Annotated in this window: 20 protein-coding genes; 19 read left to right on the top strand and 1 reads right to left on the bottom strand. The window is 36.5% G+C overall.

The genetic code is table 11. The features are described from left to right. Positions 1-68 precede the first annotated feature (68 nt). Positions 69-647 carry a GNAT family N-acetyltransferase gene (locus tag NST00_RS12895; protein WP_096550699.1) on the bottom strand — a complete coding sequence of 193 codons (579 nt, stop codon included), beginning with the start codon at positions 645-647 and terminating at the stop codon, positions 69-71. Positions 648-738: 91 nt separating this feature from the next. On the opposite strand from NST00_RS12895, the gene pdxR reads away from it, so the two are divergent. The 19 genes from pdxR to cotE all read left to right on the top strand — a co-directional run bounded on the left by pdxR (position 739) and on the right by cotE (position 21,001). Then, positions 739-2,103 carry a MocR-like pyridoxine biosynthesis transcription factor PdxR gene (pdxR, locus tag NST00_RS12890; protein ID WP_016836819.1) on the top strand — a complete coding sequence of 455 codons (1,365 nt, stop codon included), beginning with the start codon at positions 739-741 and terminating at the stop codon, positions 2,101-2,103. A 230-nt stretch (positions 2,104-2,333) separates the two neighbouring features. Then, entirely contained in the window at positions 2,334-3,596 is a 1,263-nt protein-coding gene (yfmF, locus tag NST00_RS12885; protein WP_168411721.1) for an EF-P 5-aminopentanol modification-associated protein YfmF, read from the top strand. After that, a complete protein-coding gene (gene yfmH / locus NST00_RS12880) occupies positions 3,596-4,888 on the top strand; it encodes an EF-P 5-aminopentanol modification-associated protein YfmH (protein WP_168411722.1) in 1,293 nt (430 codons plus the stop codon). The genes yfmF and yfmH overlap by 1 nt, the downstream gene beginning before the upstream one ends. Continuing rightward, the gene (gene ymfI / locus NST00_RS12875) at positions 4,885-5,613 is read left to right on the top strand and encodes an elongation factor P 5-aminopentanone reductase (protein WP_016836822.1); all 729 of its coding nucleotides are present in this window, start codon (positions 4,885-4,887) and stop codon (positions 5,611-5,613) included. The genes yfmH and ymfI overlap by 4 nt, the downstream gene beginning before the upstream one ends. A gap of 44 nt (positions 5,614-5,657) precedes the next feature. After that, on the top strand, positions 5,658-5,915 hold the full coding sequence (locus NST00_RS12870; RefSeq protein ID WP_016836823.1) for a DUF3243 domain-containing protein: 258 nt from the start codon (positions 5,658-5,660) through the stop codon (positions 5,913-5,915). 285 nt (positions 5,916-6,200) lie between these two features. Further along, positions 6,201-6,980, top strand: a complete 780-nt coding sequence (locus NST00_RS12865) for a DUF3388 domain-containing protein (RefSeq protein WP_016836824.1) — start codon at positions 6,201-6,203, stop codon at positions 6,978-6,980. 18 nt (positions 6,981-6,998) lie between these two features. Beyond that, the gene (locus tag NST00_RS12860) at positions 6,999-7,895 is read left to right on the top strand and encodes a helix-turn-helix domain-containing protein (protein WP_184656202.1); all 897 of its coding nucleotides are present in this window, start codon (positions 6,999-7,001) and stop codon (positions 7,893-7,895) included. 51 nt (positions 7,896-7,946) lie between these two features. Further along, entirely contained in the window at positions 7,947-8,525 is a 579-nt protein-coding gene (gene pgsA, locus NST00_RS12855; protein WP_016836826.1) for a CDP-diacylglycerol--glycerol-3-phosphate 3-phosphatidyltransferase, read from the top strand. 13 nt (positions 8,526-8,538) lie between these two features. Next, positions 8,539-9,792 (top strand): competence/damage-inducible protein A, encoded by a 1,254-nt coding sequence (locus NST00_RS12850; RefSeq protein ID WP_168411723.1) that lies wholly within the window; start codon positions 8,539-8,541, stop codon positions 9,790-9,792. Positions 9,793-9,929: 137 nt separating this feature from the next. Then, positions 9,930-10,991 carry a recombinase RecA gene (gene recA, locus NST00_RS12845; protein WP_016836828.1) on the top strand — a complete coding sequence of 354 codons (1,062 nt, stop codon included), beginning with the start codon at positions 9,930-9,932 and terminating at the stop codon, positions 10,989-10,991. Positions 10,992-11,517: 526 nt separating this feature from the next. Next, the gene (rny, locus tag NST00_RS12840; RefSeq protein WP_016836829.1) at positions 11,518-13,071 is read left to right on the top strand and encodes a ribonuclease Y; all 1,554 of its coding nucleotides are present in this window, start codon (positions 11,518-11,520) and stop codon (positions 13,069-13,071) included. A gap of 206 nt (positions 13,072-13,277) precedes the next feature. After that, entirely contained in the window at positions 13,278-14,075 is a 798-nt protein-coding gene (locus tag NST00_RS12835) for a TIGR00282 family metallophosphoesterase (RefSeq protein ID WP_016836830.1), read from the top strand. Between the two features lie 158 nt (positions 14,076-14,233). Beyond that, complete coding sequence (locus tag NST00_RS12830) at positions 14,234-14,500, top strand: stage V sporulation protein S (RefSeq protein WP_016836831.1); 267 nt, start codon at positions 14,234-14,236, stop codon at positions 14,498-14,500. A gap of 328 nt (positions 14,501-14,828) precedes the next feature. Continuing rightward, positions 14,829-16,568, top strand: a complete 1,740-nt coding sequence (locus NST00_RS12825) for a 2-oxoacid:acceptor oxidoreductase subunit alpha (RefSeq protein ID WP_016836832.1) — start codon at positions 14,829-14,831, stop codon at positions 16,566-16,568. Next, positions 16,568-17,434, top strand: a complete 867-nt coding sequence (locus tag NST00_RS12820) for a 2-oxoacid:ferredoxin oxidoreductase subunit beta (protein ID WP_016836833.1) — start codon at positions 16,568-16,570, stop codon at positions 17,432-17,434. Before NST00_RS12825 ends, NST00_RS12820 begins: the two co-directional genes overlap by 1 nt. A 289-nt stretch (positions 17,435-17,723) precedes the next feature. After that, positions 17,724-18,080, top strand: a complete 357-nt coding sequence (locus tag NST00_RS12815; protein ID WP_096550714.1) for a hypothetical protein — start codon at positions 17,724-17,726, stop codon at positions 18,078-18,080. Between the two features lie 116 nt (positions 18,081-18,196). After that, positions 18,197-19,738, top strand: coding sequence for a tRNA (N6-isopentenyl adenosine(37)-C2)-methylthiotransferase MiaB (gene miaB, locus NST00_RS12810; protein ID WP_016836835.1), 1,542 nt, complete (start codon positions 18,197-18,199; stop codon positions 19,736-19,738). Continuing rightward, positions 19,738-20,175, top strand: coding sequence for a RicAFT regulatory complex protein RicA family protein (locus NST00_RS12805; protein ID WP_016836836.1), 438 nt, complete (start codon positions 19,738-19,740; stop codon positions 20,173-20,175). The genes miaB and NST00_RS12805 overlap by 1 nt, the downstream gene beginning before the upstream one ends. A gap of 250 nt (positions 20,176-20,425) precedes the next feature. Continuing rightward, positions 20,426-21,001 carry an outer spore coat protein CotE gene (cotE, locus tag NST00_RS12800; protein ID WP_016836837.1) on the top strand — a complete coding sequence of 192 codons (576 nt, stop codon included), beginning with the start codon at positions 20,426-20,428 and terminating at the stop codon, positions 20,999-21,001. Positions 21,002-21,040: the final 39 nt, after the last annotated feature.

Below are 21,040 nucleotides of genomic sequence, written 5' to 3'. Positions count from 1 at the left end.
ATTCAATCGTTGACCTAATCGAGAGCGTTTTTTATCTTATTCTTCATTGTGAAAACTAGTAGGATACATTACGACAACAAATGCTGAAGAAATTGTTCTTTTACGTTTAACCATTCTTCCTTTGTAATACTATACATGACCGTATGTCGAATGCTTCCATCTCTTCGAATCATATGATTTCGAAAAACTCCTTCTTTTACTGCTCCAATTCGTTCAATTGCTTTTTGGGATCGTATATTTTGATGACCTGTCTTTAGTTGAACCCGATTTAACTTTAATTGTTCAAAGCAATACGTAAGTAACAAAAACTTGCAATTTGTATTAATCGGCGTACGCCATACAGAAGGATTGATCCATGTGTTACCAATTTCTAATCTTTTATGCTCCAGCGATATATCTAAAAAGGAAGTGCAACCCACAATTTTGTTTGTTTTTTTATCGATGATGACAAACATATAGGAAACTTTTAAATTGCGTTCAGCAATTGCGTTTTTAACATATTGTTCAACTGCTTTTTTCGTCGTTAAAGATACTTGCATATGTTCCCAAATACGCTCATCTCTTCCAGCTTCCGCAATAGATTCAATATCGGTTAATTCAACTGGACGAAGTAAGACAATATCGTTTTCTAGTATTATATTTTTCATTTGAACAACCTCCTTTATTGCTATTAAAAGCTTCATTTGATACTTTTGAAATAACCAAATTCTGAATTTTTTATCATACCAGGAGGTTGAAATGGAGTTACAATTTCAGTTTCCCGAGACGACGCCAAAATATATTGCGATATATGAACAGCTAAAAGAAAAAATCATTACGAAACAACTTAGGGCTAATGAAAAATTACCTTCAAAAAGAAAGCTTGCAGAGCAATTGAACATTAGCATTCAAACTGTACAAAACGCGTATGAACAATTGCTAAGTGAAGGATACATTTATAGTGTAGAACGCTCAGGCTATTTTATTTCAGAATATAATGGTGATTGGTGTCACATAGTTGTAAAAGATAAACCTTCGATTGAATTGATTGAGGAGAACTCAATCTATAATTTAAAAAATGGGCAAGTAGATGCAGAGGCTTTTCCATACAAGGTATGGCAAAAACTATATAAAACTCAATTACAAAAATTCCCTGCACACGCTAGTCCTTGGCAAGGTGAAAGAACGTTGCGTAAAAATATTGCAAATTATTTACACATCGCTAAAGGAATTGAATGTGAACCTGAACAAATCTTTGTTTTTAGTGGTACACAGCAACAGTTACAAGCATTATGCATCTTTTTTGGCAACATTCCAGTTGCAATTGAAGAGCCTGGATTTTATAGAGCAAATATTATTTTTCAACAAATGAAATATAACATTGAATATGTAAGAACTGATCATTACGGTGCCACCATCCCAACGAACAGAGTAAAATTATACTATGTGACTCCTGCTCATCAGTTTCCGTTAGGGGCCGTTATGCCAATTGAGCGAAAAGCTCAATTACTTCAATGGGCACAGGCAACAAATGCCTATATTATTGAGGATGATTACGATGCAGAATTTCGTTATAAAGGGTTGCCCATTCCTCCACTAGCTAATATGGATCAGCTACAGCGCGTCATTTATTTCGGTACTTTTTCAAAAACCCTTTTACCATCGATTCGCATGAGCTATATGGTGCTGCCAATTTCCCTTGCTGTTGATTTCCAAAACTTTTATCAGCATCAAAAATCAACTGTGTCGAGAATTGATCAACTTGTTGTGGCTGAATTTATGGAATCTGGTTATTTTGTAAAACATATTGAAAAAATGCGCACACTGTATAGAAAAAAATGGAAAACATTAATAGAAGCATTACAAGTTTATTTAACGGATGAATATAAAATTTTCGGCGATACAGCAGGACTGCATATCGTCATACAATTACCTCCATGGTTATCTGAGAAACGTGCTGTACAAATTGCTCTTGAAAAAGGAATTGATATTGATCCGGTCTCAAAATATTATCAAACAACTACACCTCAAAACCTAGTCATGATAGGATTTGGTGCCATCCCTTTAGAAAAGATTCATCCTGTCATACAAACATTAGCTGATGGTTGGTTACAATCGCGGTAATGGAAGAATCTACTATACTACAATCTTCAAAAAATTCTTCATTAAGCCATATGTAATGCTAAAAGGAAAATTTTCTATTAAAATGAAAATGTTGTACATAAACTGTTCCTTTGCATGTATAGTAGTAATAGTAGTTAATTGGGTATATTTCTGAATAATAAACGAGCCTCTTGAGAAAATTATTTTTATGAGGCATATACACAATATATGGGAAGTCAGGAGGAATTTTTTTGTTTCAAACGACGAAATTAGCGGAGGGCGTTTCGCTACATATAAGAAAAACGACACAATTTAAGACGGTGAATTTCTCTTTTAAGTTTAGGACACCTTTAACGACAAAAGTGGCAGCTGAGCGAGCTGTTCTTTCAAACGTATTACAACATAGCAATGAGCGGTATAAAAAATCAGCAGAGTTTCGCAGTTATTTAGATGATTTATATGGTACGATGCTTTATTTCGACGTATCGAAACGCGGTGCGGAACATACTGTAGTGTTGAACGTAGAAACGGTAAATGATCAATATTTATCGAATCATCCTGTTTTAAATGATGTGATTGGCTTATTACAAACAGTTATTTTCCATCCAAATATGGAAAACGGACAATTTGTTCCATCGATCGTCGAACGGGAGAAACAAATTGTTATCCAACGAATTGAATCAATTTTTGACGATAAAACTCGCTATGCTCAACAACGGTTAACACAAATTTTACGTCCGAATCATCCTGCATCTATTCCAGCAAGCGGCTCAATTGAAGCGGTAAAGGAAGTAACTCCGGAGTCGCTGACAGAGGCTTATTATTCCATGATTCATAACGACAAAATTGACATATACGTAGCAGGAGATATCGACACGGAAGAAATTCAAGAAAAAATGAAAAAAGCTTTCCAGTTTAAAGATCGAACTCCTCAACAACTAAATTACAATGAGGAATCAAAACCTGAGAAAGATTATGTAAAAGAGTTTCAAGATATGAAGCAAGGGAAGCTGCATATTGGCTTTAGCACACCGGTGAAATTTGGCGATCCAGATTTTCCTAAAATGCAAATTTTCAACGGTGTATTTGGCGGATATGCCCACTCGAAACTATTTATGAATGTCCGTGAGCGTGAAAGTTTAGCATATTACGCTTCCAGTTCCTATTCGCCTCATTACGGTCTACTTTTCGTTGTTTCAGGAATTGAACCAAGCAACGAGAAAAAGGCAATTGATATTATTTTTGAACAGTTAGAAGACATGAAAAAAGGAAATATTTCCGATTTAGAATTGAATCAAACGCGGGCGATGTTGACAAATCAATTGAGAGAAGCGTTGGATTTAGCTCGTGGTCAAATTGATATATTTGATCAATATAAAGATTTAGATGAAGAATTTTCTGTAGAATTGTGGAAGGAACGTTGGAATAAAGTGACAAAAGATGATTTAAAACAAATGGCATCTCAAATTCAACATGAAGCAACATATTTCTTATGCGGAAAGGAGGCGAAATAATGGAAACGATTGAATTTCAACAATTAGATGAAACGTTATATTATAAAAAATTATCCAATGGACTTGATGTATATATATTGCCAAAAAAGGGATTCTCTAAAACTTTCGTAACTTTTACTACAAAATATGGATCCATTGATCGTACCTTTACGCCAATCGGAGAATCGGAGCGTATCACAGTTCCAGATGGCATCGCCCATTTTCTTGAACATAAAATGTTTGAAAAAGAAGAAGGCGATGTATTCCAAAAGTTCAGTGAAAGAGGAGCGTCTGCAAACGCATTTACTTCTTTTACAAGAACAGCTTATTTATTTTCTGCAACGGTTAATATTTTCGAAAATACGGAAACATTGTTAGACTTCGTGCAACAACCGTATTTTACTGAAAAAACGGTAGAAAAAGAAAAAGGAATTATTGGGCAAGAAATCACAATGTATGATGACCAACCGGATTGGCGACTGTATTTTGGTGCAATTGAAAATATGTATCACAATCATCCTGTAAAAATTGATATCGCTGGAACGATTGAATCCATTGATCAAATTACAGCTGAACATTTATATACTTGCTATAATACGTTTTATCATCCTTCCAACATGTTGTTATTTATTGTTGGAAATGTGGATCCAAAAGAAATGATGAATTTTATTGAAGAAAACCAAAATAAAAAGTCCTTTAAAGAAGCACCTGAAATTGATCGCTATTTTGAAGAAGAACCACTTGATGTTGCAGTAAAAGAGCGAGAAATCAAAATGGATGTTCAACAGCCGAAAGTGTATGTCGGACTGAAAGCGAAGGAGACAAATTTGAGTGGGGAAGAAATGCTCAAACATGAACTCGCTGTACAAATTGGTTTAGAATGTTTATTTGGTCGAGCATCCGAATTTTATACAGATGTTTACGAAAACGGATTAATTGATGAGTCCTTTGCTTACGATTTTACTTTAGAGAAGGGATTTGGATTCGCTTTAGTCGGCTCAGATTCACCGGATCCTGATGCACTCGTCGAAAAAATATTGCATACCGTTAATCATGCAAACAAAATTTTCAATGAAGAGGCGATTGAACGCATAAAACGAAAAAAAATCGGCTTCTTCTTAAGAGCGTTAAATTCTTTAGAATATATTGCAAACCAATTTACAAGATATAAATTTAATGATATGAATTTGTTTGATGCAGTTCCTGTAATTGAAAAAATCACATTGGAAGATGTGAAAGAAGCTTTTCAATCCATTCAAGGCGAATCTCAACAAACGACATTCAAAATTTTACCGACAAGGAGCCCGCAATGAAAAAATTTGCACTTGTAATTGGAGCTTCCGGTGCAATCGGTAGTGCGATTGTAAAGCGTCTAGCTAAAGATGGCTGGTCGCTTTATTTGCATTATTTTAAAAATCGTGAAAAAGTGGAGCATTTAGTAGATGATTTGAATACTGCTTATCCTCACTTGGAATTCATCCCGGTACAAGCGGATTTCTCCGTTGATGATGGGGCAGAACAATTGGTCAATCAAATTTATTCTATTCAAGCGGTCATTTTTGCCGGTGGTACCGCATATTATGGTCTACTTGAAGATACCCCTTCAAGCGTTATCGATCAACTATGGAAAGAGCATGTACAAAACCCCATTCGACTTGTTGCACTTTTATCAAAAAAATTGCGTCAACATGATATTAGTTATATTATGTTTATCGGTTCTATTTGGGGAGAAGCTGGAGCTGCTTATGAAACTGTGTATGCCACAGTAAAAGGTGCTCAACATGCTTTCGTGAAAGCATATGCAAAAGAAGCAGCCTATCAAGGGATTTTAGTAAATGCGATTGCACCTGGTATCATCAATACGGAAATGAATTATCATTTGTCGGAAGAAGAAAAACAGGAAATTTATAATGAGATTCCACTTCATCGCATGGGGGAACCTGAGGAAGTTGCGAATATGGTCTCCTTTTACATTAGTGGACAGGCAGATTATGTCACAGGCCAAATTATACGTTTAAATGGTGGTTGGTACATATAATGAACGTTGCTTGTCCATACTAATGATGAAAAGGAGGAGATAATATGGAAATATTACAAAACTGGGAACGATGGAAATCATTTCTTGGACAACAAGTAGAAAATGCAAAAAATATGGGCTTGTCTGATAACACAATTGAAAAAACAGCGGTCCAAATCGGCGAATATTTAGCGAAAAATGTTGACCCAAAAAATGAACAAGAGAGAGTACTCGCCGATCTATGGTCAGTAGCTAGTGAAAAAGAAAAACATGCACTAGCAAGCTGTGTTATGAAATTAGTCCAAAACAGAAACATTAACTAATGATGGAAACTTTTTTGGTTGTTACTTTTTAACTAAACTATTCATATCATCATCTTGAATAGTATTTTGTTTCCTTTCCGTATGTGTATTTAAAAGGAAAAAGGGGGAAATTTCCTCCTTTTTCTTCATTCCAATTCATCAAAAATTAATGAGTCGTAAAAAGATGAATAATTTTGTCCAATTTAGCATAATTTTGTCGCATTCTAACTTTTCAATACATATAAAATCAGATATGATGAAACTTGTAGGTCATTATTTTCGTTAGAAATAAGGGGACGGTTGTAAATGGGTGAATGGTATTTTGAATATGAAATTCAAGTAAATCGTCCAGGATTGTTAGGTGATATTGCCTCTCTACTTGGTATGCTTAAAGTGAACATTGTAACTATTAATGGTGTAGACGAAGGCCGTCGAGGTTTGTTGTTAAAATCCGAAAATGAGGAATCCATTAGACGTTTTCAATCGATTGTCAACACAATTGATGATATCCGCGTCACAAAATTGCGTGAGCCAAAAGTTCGAGATCGTTTAGCTGTTCGCCATGGTCAATATATTGAAAGAGACGCAGATGAAAAAAATACTTTTCGATTTGTTCGAGATGAACTAGGAATTTTAGTTGACTTCATGGCTGAATTATTTAAAACCGAGGGACATAAGTTAATCGGAATTCGTGGAATGCCTCGAGTAGGCAAGACAGAATCAATTGTTGCAGCGAGTGTCTGTGCTAATAAAAAATGGATATTTTTATCCTCTACTATGATTAAACAAACGATTCGAAAACAATTAATGGGAGATGAATTTAATACAAATAATATTTTTATTCTCGATGGAGTCGTTTCTAGAATGACGACAGATGAAAGGCATTTGCAACTTGTGCGTGAAGTAATGAAAATGCCTAGTGTAAAAGTAATAGAACATCCAGATATCTTTGTAAAACACTCCGAATATAACATTGAAGATTTTGATTATATTATCGAATTACGCCATCATCCAGATGAAGAAATCGTTTATGATGCCATTGAGAAGAATGATACTTTTGCCAATGGGGACTTTTTCTCATTTTAATAATATTAAATAAAGTAGGTGTTATGGTTGACAGAGCTCGGTACTCGCCTAAAAGAAGCAAGATTGTCTAAAGGATATAGTTTAGATGATTTACAAGAGATTACGAAAATACAAAAAAGGTATTTAGTCGGCATTGAAGAAGGAAATTATTCTATTATGCCGGGTACCTTTTACGTACGAGCATTTATCAAGCAATATGCTGAAGCAGTTGGACTCGATCCAGATGAAATTTTTGAGGAATTTAAAAACGAAATTCCTAGTCATCAAACGGAGGAAGTAGCACAATCATTCTCCCAAAGTCCAACTCGTAAAAAATTAAAAACAACATCCACAAATAAATTAATGGAATCTTTGCCTAAATATGTTGTTGCCTTATTTATTATCATCATCATTGCTGTCCTTTGGTTCTTTTTCTCTCAAAGGCCATCAGCTCCAGAAGAACAAGTAACAGAAAATAATACTGAGCCAATTGAATATGAGCAAACAAATGTTGATAATCCTCCAGCAAAGGACGAAAATAAGGCTGGAAATGAGGAAGAGCCTAATAATCAACCAATTGTAGATGAGCAAGAAGATGATGAACAACAAACGCAAGTCATTTCAGAGGGACAAGTGCAACCGGATGGGGTTTCGACTGTTTACGAATTATCAGGAACAGACAAAATGCAAATCCGGGTTGAAGTTTCTGGTGATACTTGGGTAAGCATTCGCGATGCAAATGGTAATGAACAAGTGGATGATCGTGTCTATAAACAAGGAGAAGTAGTAGAACACGATTCATCTGCGAACGGATATGCCCGCATAAGACTTGGTTTCTCTGAAAATGCAAAAGTGTTTGTGAACGATGAAGAAATTCAATACGTTCAAAACTTGAGCGCTCAAAATATCATTATTAAATTTAGCGAGGAACAGTAGTCATCTATTATAGATGACTATTTTCTTTCGCATGAAAGGTTGTAGTAGATAATGAATTTACCGAATAAAATTACTGTTTCCCGCATTTTACTAATTCCTATTTTTGTCATTGTGATGATGTATGATTTTAATTGGGGAACAATGGAATTGTTCGGCGCTGAAATGCCTGTCCATCATTTTGTAGGTGCATTGATATTTATTGTTGCATCGTGTACTGACTGGATCGATGGGTATTTTGCCCGCAAATATAATCTAGTAACAAACTTAGGAAAATTTTTAGATCCCCTTGCTGATAAATTATTAGTCACTTCTGCATTTTTACTGTTAGTGGAATTAGGGCTTGCTCCTGCGTGGGTCATTATCATCATATTAAGCCGTGAATTTGCTGTTACTGGTTTGCGCTCCATTTTGGCCGGTGAAGGAAAAATTGTTGCTGCCAGCAACTTAGGAAAAATAAAAACATGGACGCAAATTGTTGCCATTACTGCACTGTTATTGCACAATACTATTTTTATTATGTTCGGCATACCATTTGATAAGTTGATGCTTTACGTTGCATTATTCTTTACAATTTGGTCTGGTTGGGATTATTTTTATTTAAACCGACAAGTTTTTGTCAATTCCAAATAAGTGAGGGGAAAAGATGAATGCCGAAATTATTGCAGTTGGCTCTGAGTTGCTATTAGGTCAAATTGCCAATACGAATGCAAAATTTATTTCCAGCCAATTATCAGAACTTGGTATTAACGTATATTATCATTCGGTGATTGGCGACAACGGAGGTAGGCTCAAAAAAGCTATTGAAATTGCTGAATCCCGTGCAGATTTAATCATTTTTTCCGGCGGATTAGGACCAACGAAGGACGATTTAACAAAAGAAACGATTGCAGAGCATTTAAATGTGCCTCTCGTTTTCGATGAAAAAGCACTAGAAACAATTGAAAAATTTTTCACTAACCAAGGTAGACCGCTTACAGAAAATAATCGAAAACAAGCTCTAGTTTTACAGGGTAGTGAGGTATTAGTTAATCATCACGGTTTAGCTCCAGGCATGCTGCTTCAAAAGGGAGGACGGACATACATATTATTGCCAGGTCCGCCAAAAGAATTAGAGCCGATGTTTCAATTTGAAGTCAAACCAAAGTTAGCTTCTCTTATCAGCAAAGGAGGAATCATTCTATCTCACGTTCTTCGCTTTTATGGCATAGGAGAAGCAGAATTGGAAACGAAGATTCAACATATTTTAGATGCCCAATCAAATCCAACGATTGCCCCACTAGCTTCTGATGGTGAAGTGACGTTGCGCATTACAGCGAAAGCGGATTCGAAAGCAGAAGCTTGGGAATTAATAAATGAAAAGAAAAGGGAAATTTTATCGATTGTTGGCAAATATAACTATGGTGTTGACGATGATACGCTCGCATCAAAAGCGGTTGAAATGCTGCTTCAAAATAAGTTAACGATTTCAGCTGCTGAAAGTTTAACAGCGGGATTATTTCAATCAGAACTAGCGGAAATCCCTGGCGTTAGCGGCACGCTCGTTGGTGGAATGGTGACTTATACAGAAGAGGCAAAAATCCAACAGCTGGGAATTCCAAAAGAATTGCTCAATCAATATGGTATCGTGAGTAGCGAGTGTGCTGCGAGTATGGCAAGAAATGTTCGTAAAAAGTTTGGTACGGACATTGGCATTGGTTTGACAGGAGCAGCTGGCCCAGAACCACATGACGGAGAGCCGGCAGGAACAATTTGGATTGGCATCGCGATTGGCGAGGATGTAGTGACGAGGAAACTTCAATTGTCTGGACTTCGAAATACCAACCGTTTACGTACCGTCAAATATACGTTGAGTTATTTAATCCGATTGCTTGAGGAAAAAGGATATCAAAAGGTCTAAAAATAAAATTTGAGCCAAAAAAATGGCTCAAATTTTATTTTTGCGAAAATACGTTCGGTTTTTTATTGATTATTTCTCAAAAAAGAAGTATAGTAGAAACAGAACAATACAGATTCGCTTTTTAAGGAGGAAACATTTTGAGTGATCGTAAAGCTGCCTTAGATATGGCGTTAAAACAAATTGAAAAGCAATTCGGTAAAGGCTCCATTATGAAACTCGGTGAAAAAACGGATTTGCAAATTTCGACTGTGCCAAGTGGTTCACTAGCTCTTGATGCAGCCCTTGGTGTAGGGGGATATCCGAGAGGACGTATTATTGAAATTTATGGTCCAGAGTCATCCGGTAAAACTACAGTGGCATTACATGCAATTGCGGAAGTTCAGGCACAAGGTGGACAAGCGGCATTTATTGATGCAGAACACGCATTAGACCCAATTTACGCTCAAAAATTAGGCGTTAATATCGATGAATTAATTCTTTCCCAACCTGATACTGGAGAGCAAGCGTTGGAAATTGCTGAGGCATTAGTGCGAAGCGGTGCAATTGATATTATTGTCATCGATTCTGTAGCGGCATTAGTGCCAAAAGCGGAGATTGAAGGAGAAATGGGCGACTCACACATGGGGTTACAAGCTCGCCTAATGTCTCAAGCTTTACGAAAATTATCTGGGGTCATCAATAAATCAAATACAATCTGCATTTTCATTAACCAAGTTCGTGATAAAATCGGCGTAATGTTTGGCAATCCAGAAACGACACCTGGTGGCCGTGCTTTAAAATTCTATTCTTCCATCCGTTTAGAAGTTCGCCGTGCGGAAACAATTAAACAAGGTAGCGAAATGGTTGGAAGTAAAACAAAAATTAAAGTAGTGAAAAATAAAGTAGCTCCACCATTCCGCACTGCAGAAGTGGATATTATGTTCGGTGAAGGAATTTCGAAAGAAGGCGAAATTGTCGATATTGGTGCAGAGCTAGACATTATTCAGAAGAGCGGTTCCTGGTATTCATACAACGATGAGAGAATTGGACAAGGTCGAGAAAACGTGAAACAATTCTTGAAAGCAAATCCAGAAATTCGCGATGAAATTGCACAAAAAATTCGTGAATCCTTTGGCATGACATCGAATTCCTACATGATTGCAGCTCATGACGATGACGAAGAGCTCGCAGAAGAATTACCGTTATTTGATGAAGAATAATAAACGGTGACGTTCTAAATAGCAGTCTAAAAAAGTAAATAGAAGGTTTGCCCAAAGACTTCATTAAAAGAGCGAATGAGAATTTTTTGATTCTCGTTTGCTCTTTTTCTTTCTCTAGAAAGAGCAGTAATTATTCTTGGTGGAGTTTTGGTTATATTTACATCTTTGAAAATACAAAATTTCATTTATAGATGAATAAAATCAAATGAAAATTGGCAAAATAAGTGAAGGAAATATTTTTTGAAAATAGAAACTTAATATTTCCTATAATTAATATATTTTCCACCAATTTATATCAAAAAAACAGAAAAATTTCCTTAAAATTATCATCAAATAACGAAGTATTGAGAAGCAAAATCAGCCGTCATTAGTGGTGGCAATCCTTGACAGAGCCAATTGTGAACTATACAATTAGACTGTATAATTTTTTTTAATGATAAAATGAAATAGGCAGTATGTTGAGAAAAATTGTCAATATATGAGCCGACTGAAAATGCATGTGATTATAGCAAGAGGAGGTGTTCGTATGGAATACATGATCTCCGCTTTGCTTGGACTCATCGTCGGTGCCGCTGTTATCTATTTCTATATGAAAAAAGTGAATGAATCGAAAGTGAATGGTGCGAAACAACAGAGCTTGCTCATCATAGATGAAGCTAAGCGAGAAGCGGAAGCGCTAAAGAAAGAAGCACTATTGGAAGCGAAAGATGAAACTCACAAACTTCGAACTGAGGCTGAGAAAGAAATCCGCGAACGACGCGCTGAGCTTCAGAGACAAGAAAACCGGTTATTGCAAAAAGAAGAAAATCTCGATCGTAAGGATGATGCTCTAAATAAGAGAGAAGCAAGTCTAGAGAGAAAAGAAGAGGCTCTAGCCGAAAGACAACAGCATATTGAACAGATGGAAAGTAAAGTGGAAGAGCTAGTAGAACAACAACAGTCAGAATTAGAACGCATTGCTTCTTTAACGAAAGAAGAAGCGAGAGATATCATTTTAAAACAAGTTGAACAAGAACTTTCAACGGATATCGCTATGATGATTAAAGAAGCTGAAACGCGTGCTAAAGAAGAGTCTGACAAAAAAGCAAAAGAAATTTTATCGTTGGCTCTGCAACGATATGCTGCTGACCATGTGGCAGAAACAACAGTGTCGGTTGTAAACTTGCCGAATGACGAAATGAAAGGCCGAATTATTGGTCGTGAAGGACGAAATATTCGTACCCTTGAAACGCTTACTGGTATCGATTTAATTATTGATGATACTCCAGAAGCGGTTATTTTATCTGGTTTTGACCCAATCCGTCGTGAAACTGCTCGTCTTGCATTAGAGAAACTCGTGCAAGATGGACGAATTCATCCAGCTCGAATTGAAGAAATGGTTGAAAAATCACGCCGAGAAATGGACGAACATATTCGTGAAACGGGAGAACATACTACGTTTGAAGTCGGCGTTCATAATTTACATCCAGACTTAATTAAAATTTTAGGCCGCATGAAATATCGGACAAGCTATGGCCAAAATGTATTAAAACATTCCATTGAGGTAGCTCATTTAGCCGGATTAATGGCTGCTGAATTAGGTGAAGACGTAGCGCTCGCGAAACGGGCAGGTTTATTACATGATATTGGTAAAGCAATTGACCATGAAGTAGAAGGAAGCCATGTTGAAATCGGTGTTGAACTTGCTACGAAGTATAAGGAACACCCTGTTGTCATCAACAGTATTGCTTCTCACCATGGCGATGTGGAACCTACAAGCGTTATTGCAGTGATTGTAGCTGCAGCAGATGCTCTATCAGCTGCTCGTCCTGGTGCTCGTAGTGAAACATTAGAAAACTATATTCGTCGTTTAGAAAAACTTGAGGAAATTTCAGAATCCTATGAAGGGGTAGAAAAATCTTACGCTATTCAGGCAGGCCGTGAAATCCGAATCATTGTTCAACCTGAAAAAATTGATGACTTACAAGCACATCGACTTGCGCGGGATATTCGAAAACAAATTGAGGAAGAACTCAATTATCCTGGTCACATCAAAGTGACAGTCATCCGTGAAACGCGTGCAGTTGAATATGCAAAATAATAAAATATTTTAATAGCCTCTTTTGATTTTTTAATCAAAAGGGGTTTTCTTATGATTTTGAAGAATAATTTCTTGGCAATGTTTCATTTTAAAAACATAAAATGTGAAGATTATTTTCATGGCACAAGTTATAAATAAAATAGCATTCATACTTGTAAGATGATAAAATTGAGTAGGTTTGATTTATAGAAAGTGGGTTATTCAGATTGAAAGTACTATTTATAGGTGATATCGTCGGATCAATCGGTCGAGAGGCGGTCGAAAAATATTTACCACGATTAAAGAAAAAATATGAACCCGATGTAGTTATTGCAAATGGAGAAAATGCAGCGGCGGGTCGAGGAATCACGCAAAAGATTTATCAACAATTGTTGCAAATGGGCATTGATGTGATTACGATGGGTAATCACACTTGGGACAATAAAGAAATTTTTGAGTTTATTGACGAGGCTCAATATTTAATTCGACCTGCAAACTTTTCTAAAGAGGCACCTGGTAAAGGTGTTGTCCAAATCTCGAAAAATGGACATATTTTAACGGTCATCAATTTACATGGCCGCGTATTTTTACCTCCCCATGAAGATCCGTTTCGTATGGCGGATGAATTAGTTGAAGAAGCAAGAAAAATTTCTCCATTAGTATTTGTTGATTTCCATGGTGAAGCAACGAGTGAAAAAATTGCATTTGGTTGGCATTTGGATGGACGGGTTTCTGCAGTCGTTGGAACACATACACATGTTCAAACAGCAGATGCAAGAATATTTCCAGGTGGTACAGCATATATAACTGATGTAGGGATGACTGGACCATACGATGAAATTTTAGGCATGAAAAAAGAAAGCGTCATTTACAAATTCCAAACGAATATGCCTTCTCGATTTGAAGTGCCAAAATCGGGAAGAGACGTATTCAGCGGCTTTTTCGTTGATATTGATAACGAAACTGGCAAAGCCACTTTTTGTGAAAGAATTTACATTAATGACGATTATCCTTTCCAAGGATAATTCCCAAGATTTTGCATGATTCCCTTCCAAAATGATTCTATTTTTCTAATTTGCTGCATAAAATGTGCTACGGACATAAGTTCAAGTCCTTTGAATGAATGCCAACAAAAAAGCTTCATTCAAAATCAATAAAAAAGCAAATATGGGGAGGAATAAATGTGGATTCATTGAAAGTATCGTCTCGCTCAAATCCTAATTCTGTAGCAGGTGCGCTCGTTGCGGTAATTCGAGAGCAAGGATATGCAGAAATGCAAGCTGTAGGTGCGGGTGCTCTGAACCAAGCGGTAAAAGCAGTAGCCATTGCCCGTGGTTTTGTAGCACCAAGCGGGACAGATTTAATCTGTTCTCCAGCATTTGCAGACATTCAAATTGGTGGAGAAGATCGTACTGCACTAAAACTTGTAGTTGAGAAACGCCAGCGATAAATCATTCAAAGTGGCGAATGGAAGTACTTCTTCCAAAACTTACGGAGGGTGGAGAGTAAATTCTCCACCATTTTTTTGTGGAATTATCTTGAAATGGCCAATAATGATCGAATTAACAAGATTCTCCTATGTAAGAAAAGTTCTTTTAGAAAATACATAGCAGGGAAAAATAAGTGTTGTAACCTTTACAAAGTTTTGAACGAACTTTTCCGTCTAAGGTCTGAAATTGAAATATTTAACCGTTTTTCGTATTTCAAGAAAATCGATTCATGTTATATTTAAATAAGAAAAAAGTATGTAATTAAAAGTTTTTTAAGGAGATGTTAGAATGTTACATCAGCTTTCATGGAAAGTCGGTGGGCAACAAGGTGAAGGTATTGAGAGTACTGGTGAAATTTTCTCAATGGCAATGAATCGTTTAGGCTATCATCTATATGGCTACCGTCATTTCTCCTCTCGCATTAAGGGAGGTCATACAAATAATAAAATTACTGTTCGCCCAACACCAGTTCGTGCAATTGCGGACGATTTAGATATTTTAGTGGCATTTGACCAAGAAACTATAGAGGTCAATTATAAAGAATTAACAGAAAACGGCATCATTTTGGCTGATAGTAAATTTGAGCCGGTAAATCCTGAAGACTCAAAAGCGCCACTCTTTTCTGTTCCGTTTACAGAAATTGCTACTGAGCTTGGCACATCGTTAATGAAGAACATGGTAGCAATTGGCTCAACTGCGGCTTTATTAAACTTGCCAATTGAAAGCTTCCAAGCAGTTGTAGATGAAATTTTTGGCCGCAAAGGTGAAGAAGTAGTAAAAAAGAATATGGAAGCCATTCAACGAGGTTATGATGCAACTTGCGAACTCATTGGCGATAAAGTTGGTAAATGGGAATTAGAACCAGCAGATGGCAAACGACGCATGTTCATGATTGGTAATGATGCGGTTGCGCTAGGTGCGATTGCTGCTGGTTCTCGATTTATGGCTGCATATCCAATCACTCCGGCCTCTGAAATCATGGAATATTTAATTAAAAAACTTCCTAAATTTGGTGGTACGGTTATTCAAACAGAAGATGAAATTGCCGCTTGTACGATGGCAATCGGTGCGAACTTTGGCGGAGTACGTGCCTTTACTGCATCAGCAGGTCCTGGTTTATCCTTAATGATGGAATCCATCGGTTTATCTGGTATGACTGAACAGCCGCTTGTAATCATCGACACACAGCGGGGCGGTCCATCAACAGGGCTTCCAACAAAACAAGAACAATCTGATTTAATGGCGATGCTTTACGGTACACACGGAGAAATTCCAAAAGTAGTAATTGCTCCTTCAACACTAGAAGAAGCCTTTTACGATACAATCCAAGCATTTAACATTGCTGAAGAATTGCAACTACCAGTCATTGTGATGACGGATTTACAATTGGCTCTTGGTAAACAAACTGCTGATCCATTTGATTATTCAAAAATTGAAATTCGCCGTGGTAAATTGAACCTTGGTGAATTGCCAGAAAAAGATCCGAAAGAAGATTTCAAACGTTATGAAGTAACGGAAGACGGAATTTCAACTCGTGTTCTTCCAGGCCAACTACACGGCATTCACAAAGTAACAGGAAACGAGCACGATGAAACTGGTAAACCGGCAGAAGCTCCAGGAAACCGTAGAAATCAAATGGACAAGCGTTTACGTAAATTAAATTATTTAAACTTCAAAGATCCAATTTATGTCGATGCGCCTCATGAGGAAGCTGATGTTTTAATCGTTGGTTTTAACTCAACTCGAGGTGCGATTGAAGAAATTCGCCCATTATTGGAGCAAGAAGGCATTAAAGCGAACCACGTTCATGTCCGCTTAATTCATCCATTCCCAGCCAATGAATTAAGACCTTATGCAGACCGTGCGAAAAAAATTATTGTGGTGGAAAATAATGCGACAGGTCAATTGGCCAATATTATGAAAATGAATATTGGTGGACATAACAAAACATTTAGTATCACGAAATATGACGGCACTCCATTCTTGCCTCGTGAATTAAAAACTCGTGTAAAGGAGTTGCTTGACTAATGGCAACATTTAAAGATTTTCGTAACAACGTAAAACCTAACTGGTGTCCTGGATGCGGAGATTTTTCTGTGCAAGCAGCGATTCAACGGGCAGCTGCCAATGTCGGTATCGAACCACATGAACTTGCAATCATTTCCGGTATCGGCTGTTCAGGACGCATTAGTGGATATATCAATTCCTATGGTTTTCACGGTACACATGGCCGTGCATTGCCAATCGCTCAAGGTCTAAAAATTGCCAATCGTAATTTACATGTCATTGCTACTGGCGGAGATGGTGACGGTTATGCGATTGGGATGGCTCATACGGTTCATGCCATTCGTCGTAACATCGATATTACTTACATCGTAATGGATAACCAAATTTACGGTTTAACAAAAGGTCAAACTTCTCCACGTTCTGCTTACGGATTCGTAACAAAATCAACACCAAATGGTTCAATTGAGCCATCGATTAAGCCATTGGAACTTGCTCTATCAGCAGGTGCAACATTTGTTGCTCAAGGATTTTCATCTGATATTAAAGAACTAACTGCTTTAATTGAAGCAGGTATTCAACATAAAGGGTTTTCCTTCATTAATGTATTTAGCCCATGTGTGACTTACAATAAAGTGAACACGTATGAATGGTTTAAAGAACATCTAACGAAATTAAGCGATATTGAACATTACGACCCTCAAAATCGTGAAATGGCGATGCAAACAGTAATGGAAAAAGATGGCCTTGTTACAGGTATCGTTTATCAAGATACTAAATCCGTACCTTATGAACAACAATTAGAAGGTTTTGCAGAAAAGCCGCTAGTGGATGTGGATTTAAAAATTGATGAAGATCAATTTAACGAATTAGTAAAAGAATTTATGTAAAATGCTCTTTGTGTCAAATCGAATATCAATGTAGTGAAACCAACTTAAGTGAATTGAATTCTGTCCTTTGACAGTTAGATTCTCTTAAGTTGGTATTTTTTTGAGTATGTTGGCTTATCTTAATATTTATTTAAAAATTGCAATTATTTAAGTTAAAAGTACTTTCTTTCTTTTTCTATATTTTTCATTCGAAATTATTCTCCAAAGAGGGTAATATGGGAGATAAGGGCGCAATTTCATTAATGGGTATAGGAAAATATTTAGATAGATAGAAATCGAGGTCTTACCATTGAGCAATGTAATTGATTTCATCTCCATGAAGAAGAGAAAACATGAGGAACAATTATTTAATTTGTTTCGTAAAGCAAATTCGTTTCAAAATCGAGAACAAATTGATAAGCTTGTAGATGAAAAAAAACTAACAGTTGAAGATCATAAAAGGTTCCTTGCTTTTTTAGCGCATTTACAAGCGAAGAATATTGAACCAACAGAGCTTTTTCAATCCGTATTGACCTTGTCGAAATATCAATTTGAACAACGATATCCATTCAATTGGTTTACTGTTGTTCAAAATTGCCTAACCTTTTTGACCATTATAAAAGAGAAGAATCACAAGCAATATGAGCGATTTCTCTCAGTACGGTAAATATGTCAAAAGTAGCATAATTGTATCATAAATATTGTTCTTTTAATGAACTATTCGTTATAATTAAAAAATGGGATTCCTCTATGAATCCAATAGAAAGGAGTCATTCATAATCAATGAACGAAGAACAACGTTTAGCAAATAGTCAGGCAGCACAGCCAAAACCTCAAAAAACAGAAAAAGATTATAGCAAATATTTTGAACGAGTAATCACTGCTCCTTCTTTAAAAGAAGCGAAAAAACGCGGAAAAGAAGAAGTGAAATATCATAAAGATTTTAAAATTCCTGAAGAGTTTCGAGGAATGGGAGACGGCCGTAAATTCTATATTCGCACATACGGTTGTCAAATGAATGAACACGATTCAGAAGTAATGGCCGGCATTTTCATGCAACTAGGATATGAACCTACTGATTCAGTAGAAGATGCAAATGTCGTACTTTTAAATACATGTGCCATCCGTGAAAATGCAGAGAATAAAGTATTTGGTGAACTAGGCCTTCTTGCAAAATACAAACGAGAAAATCCTGATATGTTGCTTGGGGTGTGCGGATGTATGTCCCAAGAAGAATCGGTTGTAAATAAAATTTTAACGAAATACCAACATGTTGACATGGTATTTGGTACGCATAACATACACCGTTTACCATATATCTTAAAAGAAGCGTACATGTCTAAAGAAATGGTCGTTGAAGTTTGGTCAAAAGAAGGGGACGTAATCGAAAACCTTCCAAAAGCTCGACAAGGCTCTATTAAAGCTTGGGTAAACATCATGTACGGATGTGATAAATTCTGCACATACTGTATCGTTCCTTATACTCGAGGAAAAGAGCGCAGCCGCAGACCGGAAGAAATCATTCAAGAAGTAAGAGAACTTGCAGCTCAAGGATACAAAGAAATTATGCTTCTTGGACAAAACGTAAATGCTTACGGTAAAGATTTCACAGATATCAACTATCGACTTGGCGATTTAATGGATGAGCTGCGTAAAATTGATATTCCACGCATTCGTTTCACAACGAGCCACCCTCGCGATTTTGACGATCACTTGATTGAAGTGTTAGCAAAAGGTGGAAACTTAGTTGAACACATTCACTTGCCAGTTCAATCTGGTTCAAATGAAATCTTAAAAATTATGGCTCGTAAATATACGAGAGAACAATTCTTAGAACTTGTTCGAAAAATTAAAGCAGCTATTCCGAATGTGGCGTTGACAACTGACATCATCGTTGGATATCCGAACGAAACGGAAGAACAATTCCAAGAAACGCTTGATTTATATCGTGAAGTTGGATTTGAATCAGCATTTACTTACATTTATTCTCCACGTGAAGGTACGCCAGCTGCAAAAATGAAAGACAACGTTCCAATGGAAGTGAAAAAAGATCGCTTATACCGCCTCAATGCCGTTGTAGAAGAATTCTCAAAAGCTGCATTGAAAAAATATGAAAATCAAATTGTTGAAGTGTTAGTTGAAGGCGAAAGTAAAAAACGCAGTGATGTATTAGCTGGTTATACAAGAAGAAATAAATTAGTAAACTTTGTTGGCCCGAAAGAATTAATTGGTCAGTTAGTAAAAGTGAAAATCACGAAAGCAAGTTCTTACTCTCTTCGCGGTGAATTTGTAGAAGTGGTAAAACGACAAGAGGTGGAAATCTAATGGCGACTAAATTATATACAAAAGATGAAATTGTTGAAAAAGCGAAAGAAATCGCTCACATGATTGCCCAAACTGAAGAAGTAGAATTTTTCAAAAAAGCAGAAGCTCAAATTAATGAAAATCAATTTGTGCGTGAAAAAATTGCAAGTTTAAAATCCCTTCAAAAACAAGCTGTAAACTTCCAACATTTAGGGAAAGAAAAAGCGCTGAAACTTGTTGAGAAAAAAATCGAGGAAATAGAAAAAGAAATCGATGAATTACCAGTTGTTCAGCAGTTTAAACAATCTCAAATGGAAGTTAATATACTATTGCAATTAGTTTCCAACGCGATTGCGACAACTGTTACAAACGATATTATTGAATCAACTGGCGGCAATTTACTTACTGGTGAAACGGGATCAAAAGTGCAAAATACGAGTCCTGGAAGTTGCTCTTAATAAAAGGCTACAAGGAAAATCGAATGTTTGATTTTCCAGTAGCCTTTTTTCTTTTGAATTTTTTACGCAAACTGGAACACTTCTTAACCTCCCTTAATACTATATGTTTGTTAGGCAAATGCACTAGTTCAACTCATTATTGCTTTAATCGACAGGATTTAACAAATTTCTTTAAAAACAAAGATCATATTTCACCAATTAGGCATTCGCCGCATACAATAGTTCGACTAGATGAAAAGGAGGAAATTGTTTGAAACGTTTGCGTCAAATCGTGACAAAAGCGGTTGTGGCGAAAGGGAAAAAACGTACGGAATCCAGTGAAGTGATGCGTCCACCTAACACGCCAACAAGCATATTAGGTTGTTGGGTAATCAACCACCACTATTCTGCGAAAAAAGTGGGTAAATATGTAGAAGTTTCTGGTAAATTTGATGTGAATGTGTGGTATGCATATCATAACCATTCAAAAACTGCTGTTTATACAGAAACAATTCCTTATAAAGACAGAATAAAATTACATTATCGCGATGAAGAAATCATCGATTCAAATGAAGTCCATGTAAAAGTATTACAACAACCAAACTGCATTGAAGCAGTGATCAACCAACAAGGCGATAGCTTCAACATTGTGATTGAACGCGAATTCTTAGTGGAAGTAATCGGTGAAACAAAAGTGGTAGTATCAGTTCATCCAATTGAATTTGAAGAAGAATGGAATTTTGATGACGATGATGATGAATCATCAAGCTCCTCTTCCTCTTCAAGTTCTTCAGATTTCGATTATAAAAAATCAAGCAGCAGTGAAGACTCCTCTTCATTTCAATAATCTCCATTGAGAGCACCATCAATAGAATAATAAGATGGT

The sequence above is a fragment of the Ureibacillus sp. FSL K6-0165 genome (assembly GCF_038004285.1).
In the GTDB taxonomy this organism is placed as follows: Bacteria; Bacillota; Bacilli; order Bacillales_A; family Planococcaceae; genus Ureibacillus; species Ureibacillus thermosphaericus.
The sequence above is the reverse complement of the archived record's forward strand: the minus strand, read 5'-3'. Positions and strand labels throughout refer to the sequence as shown.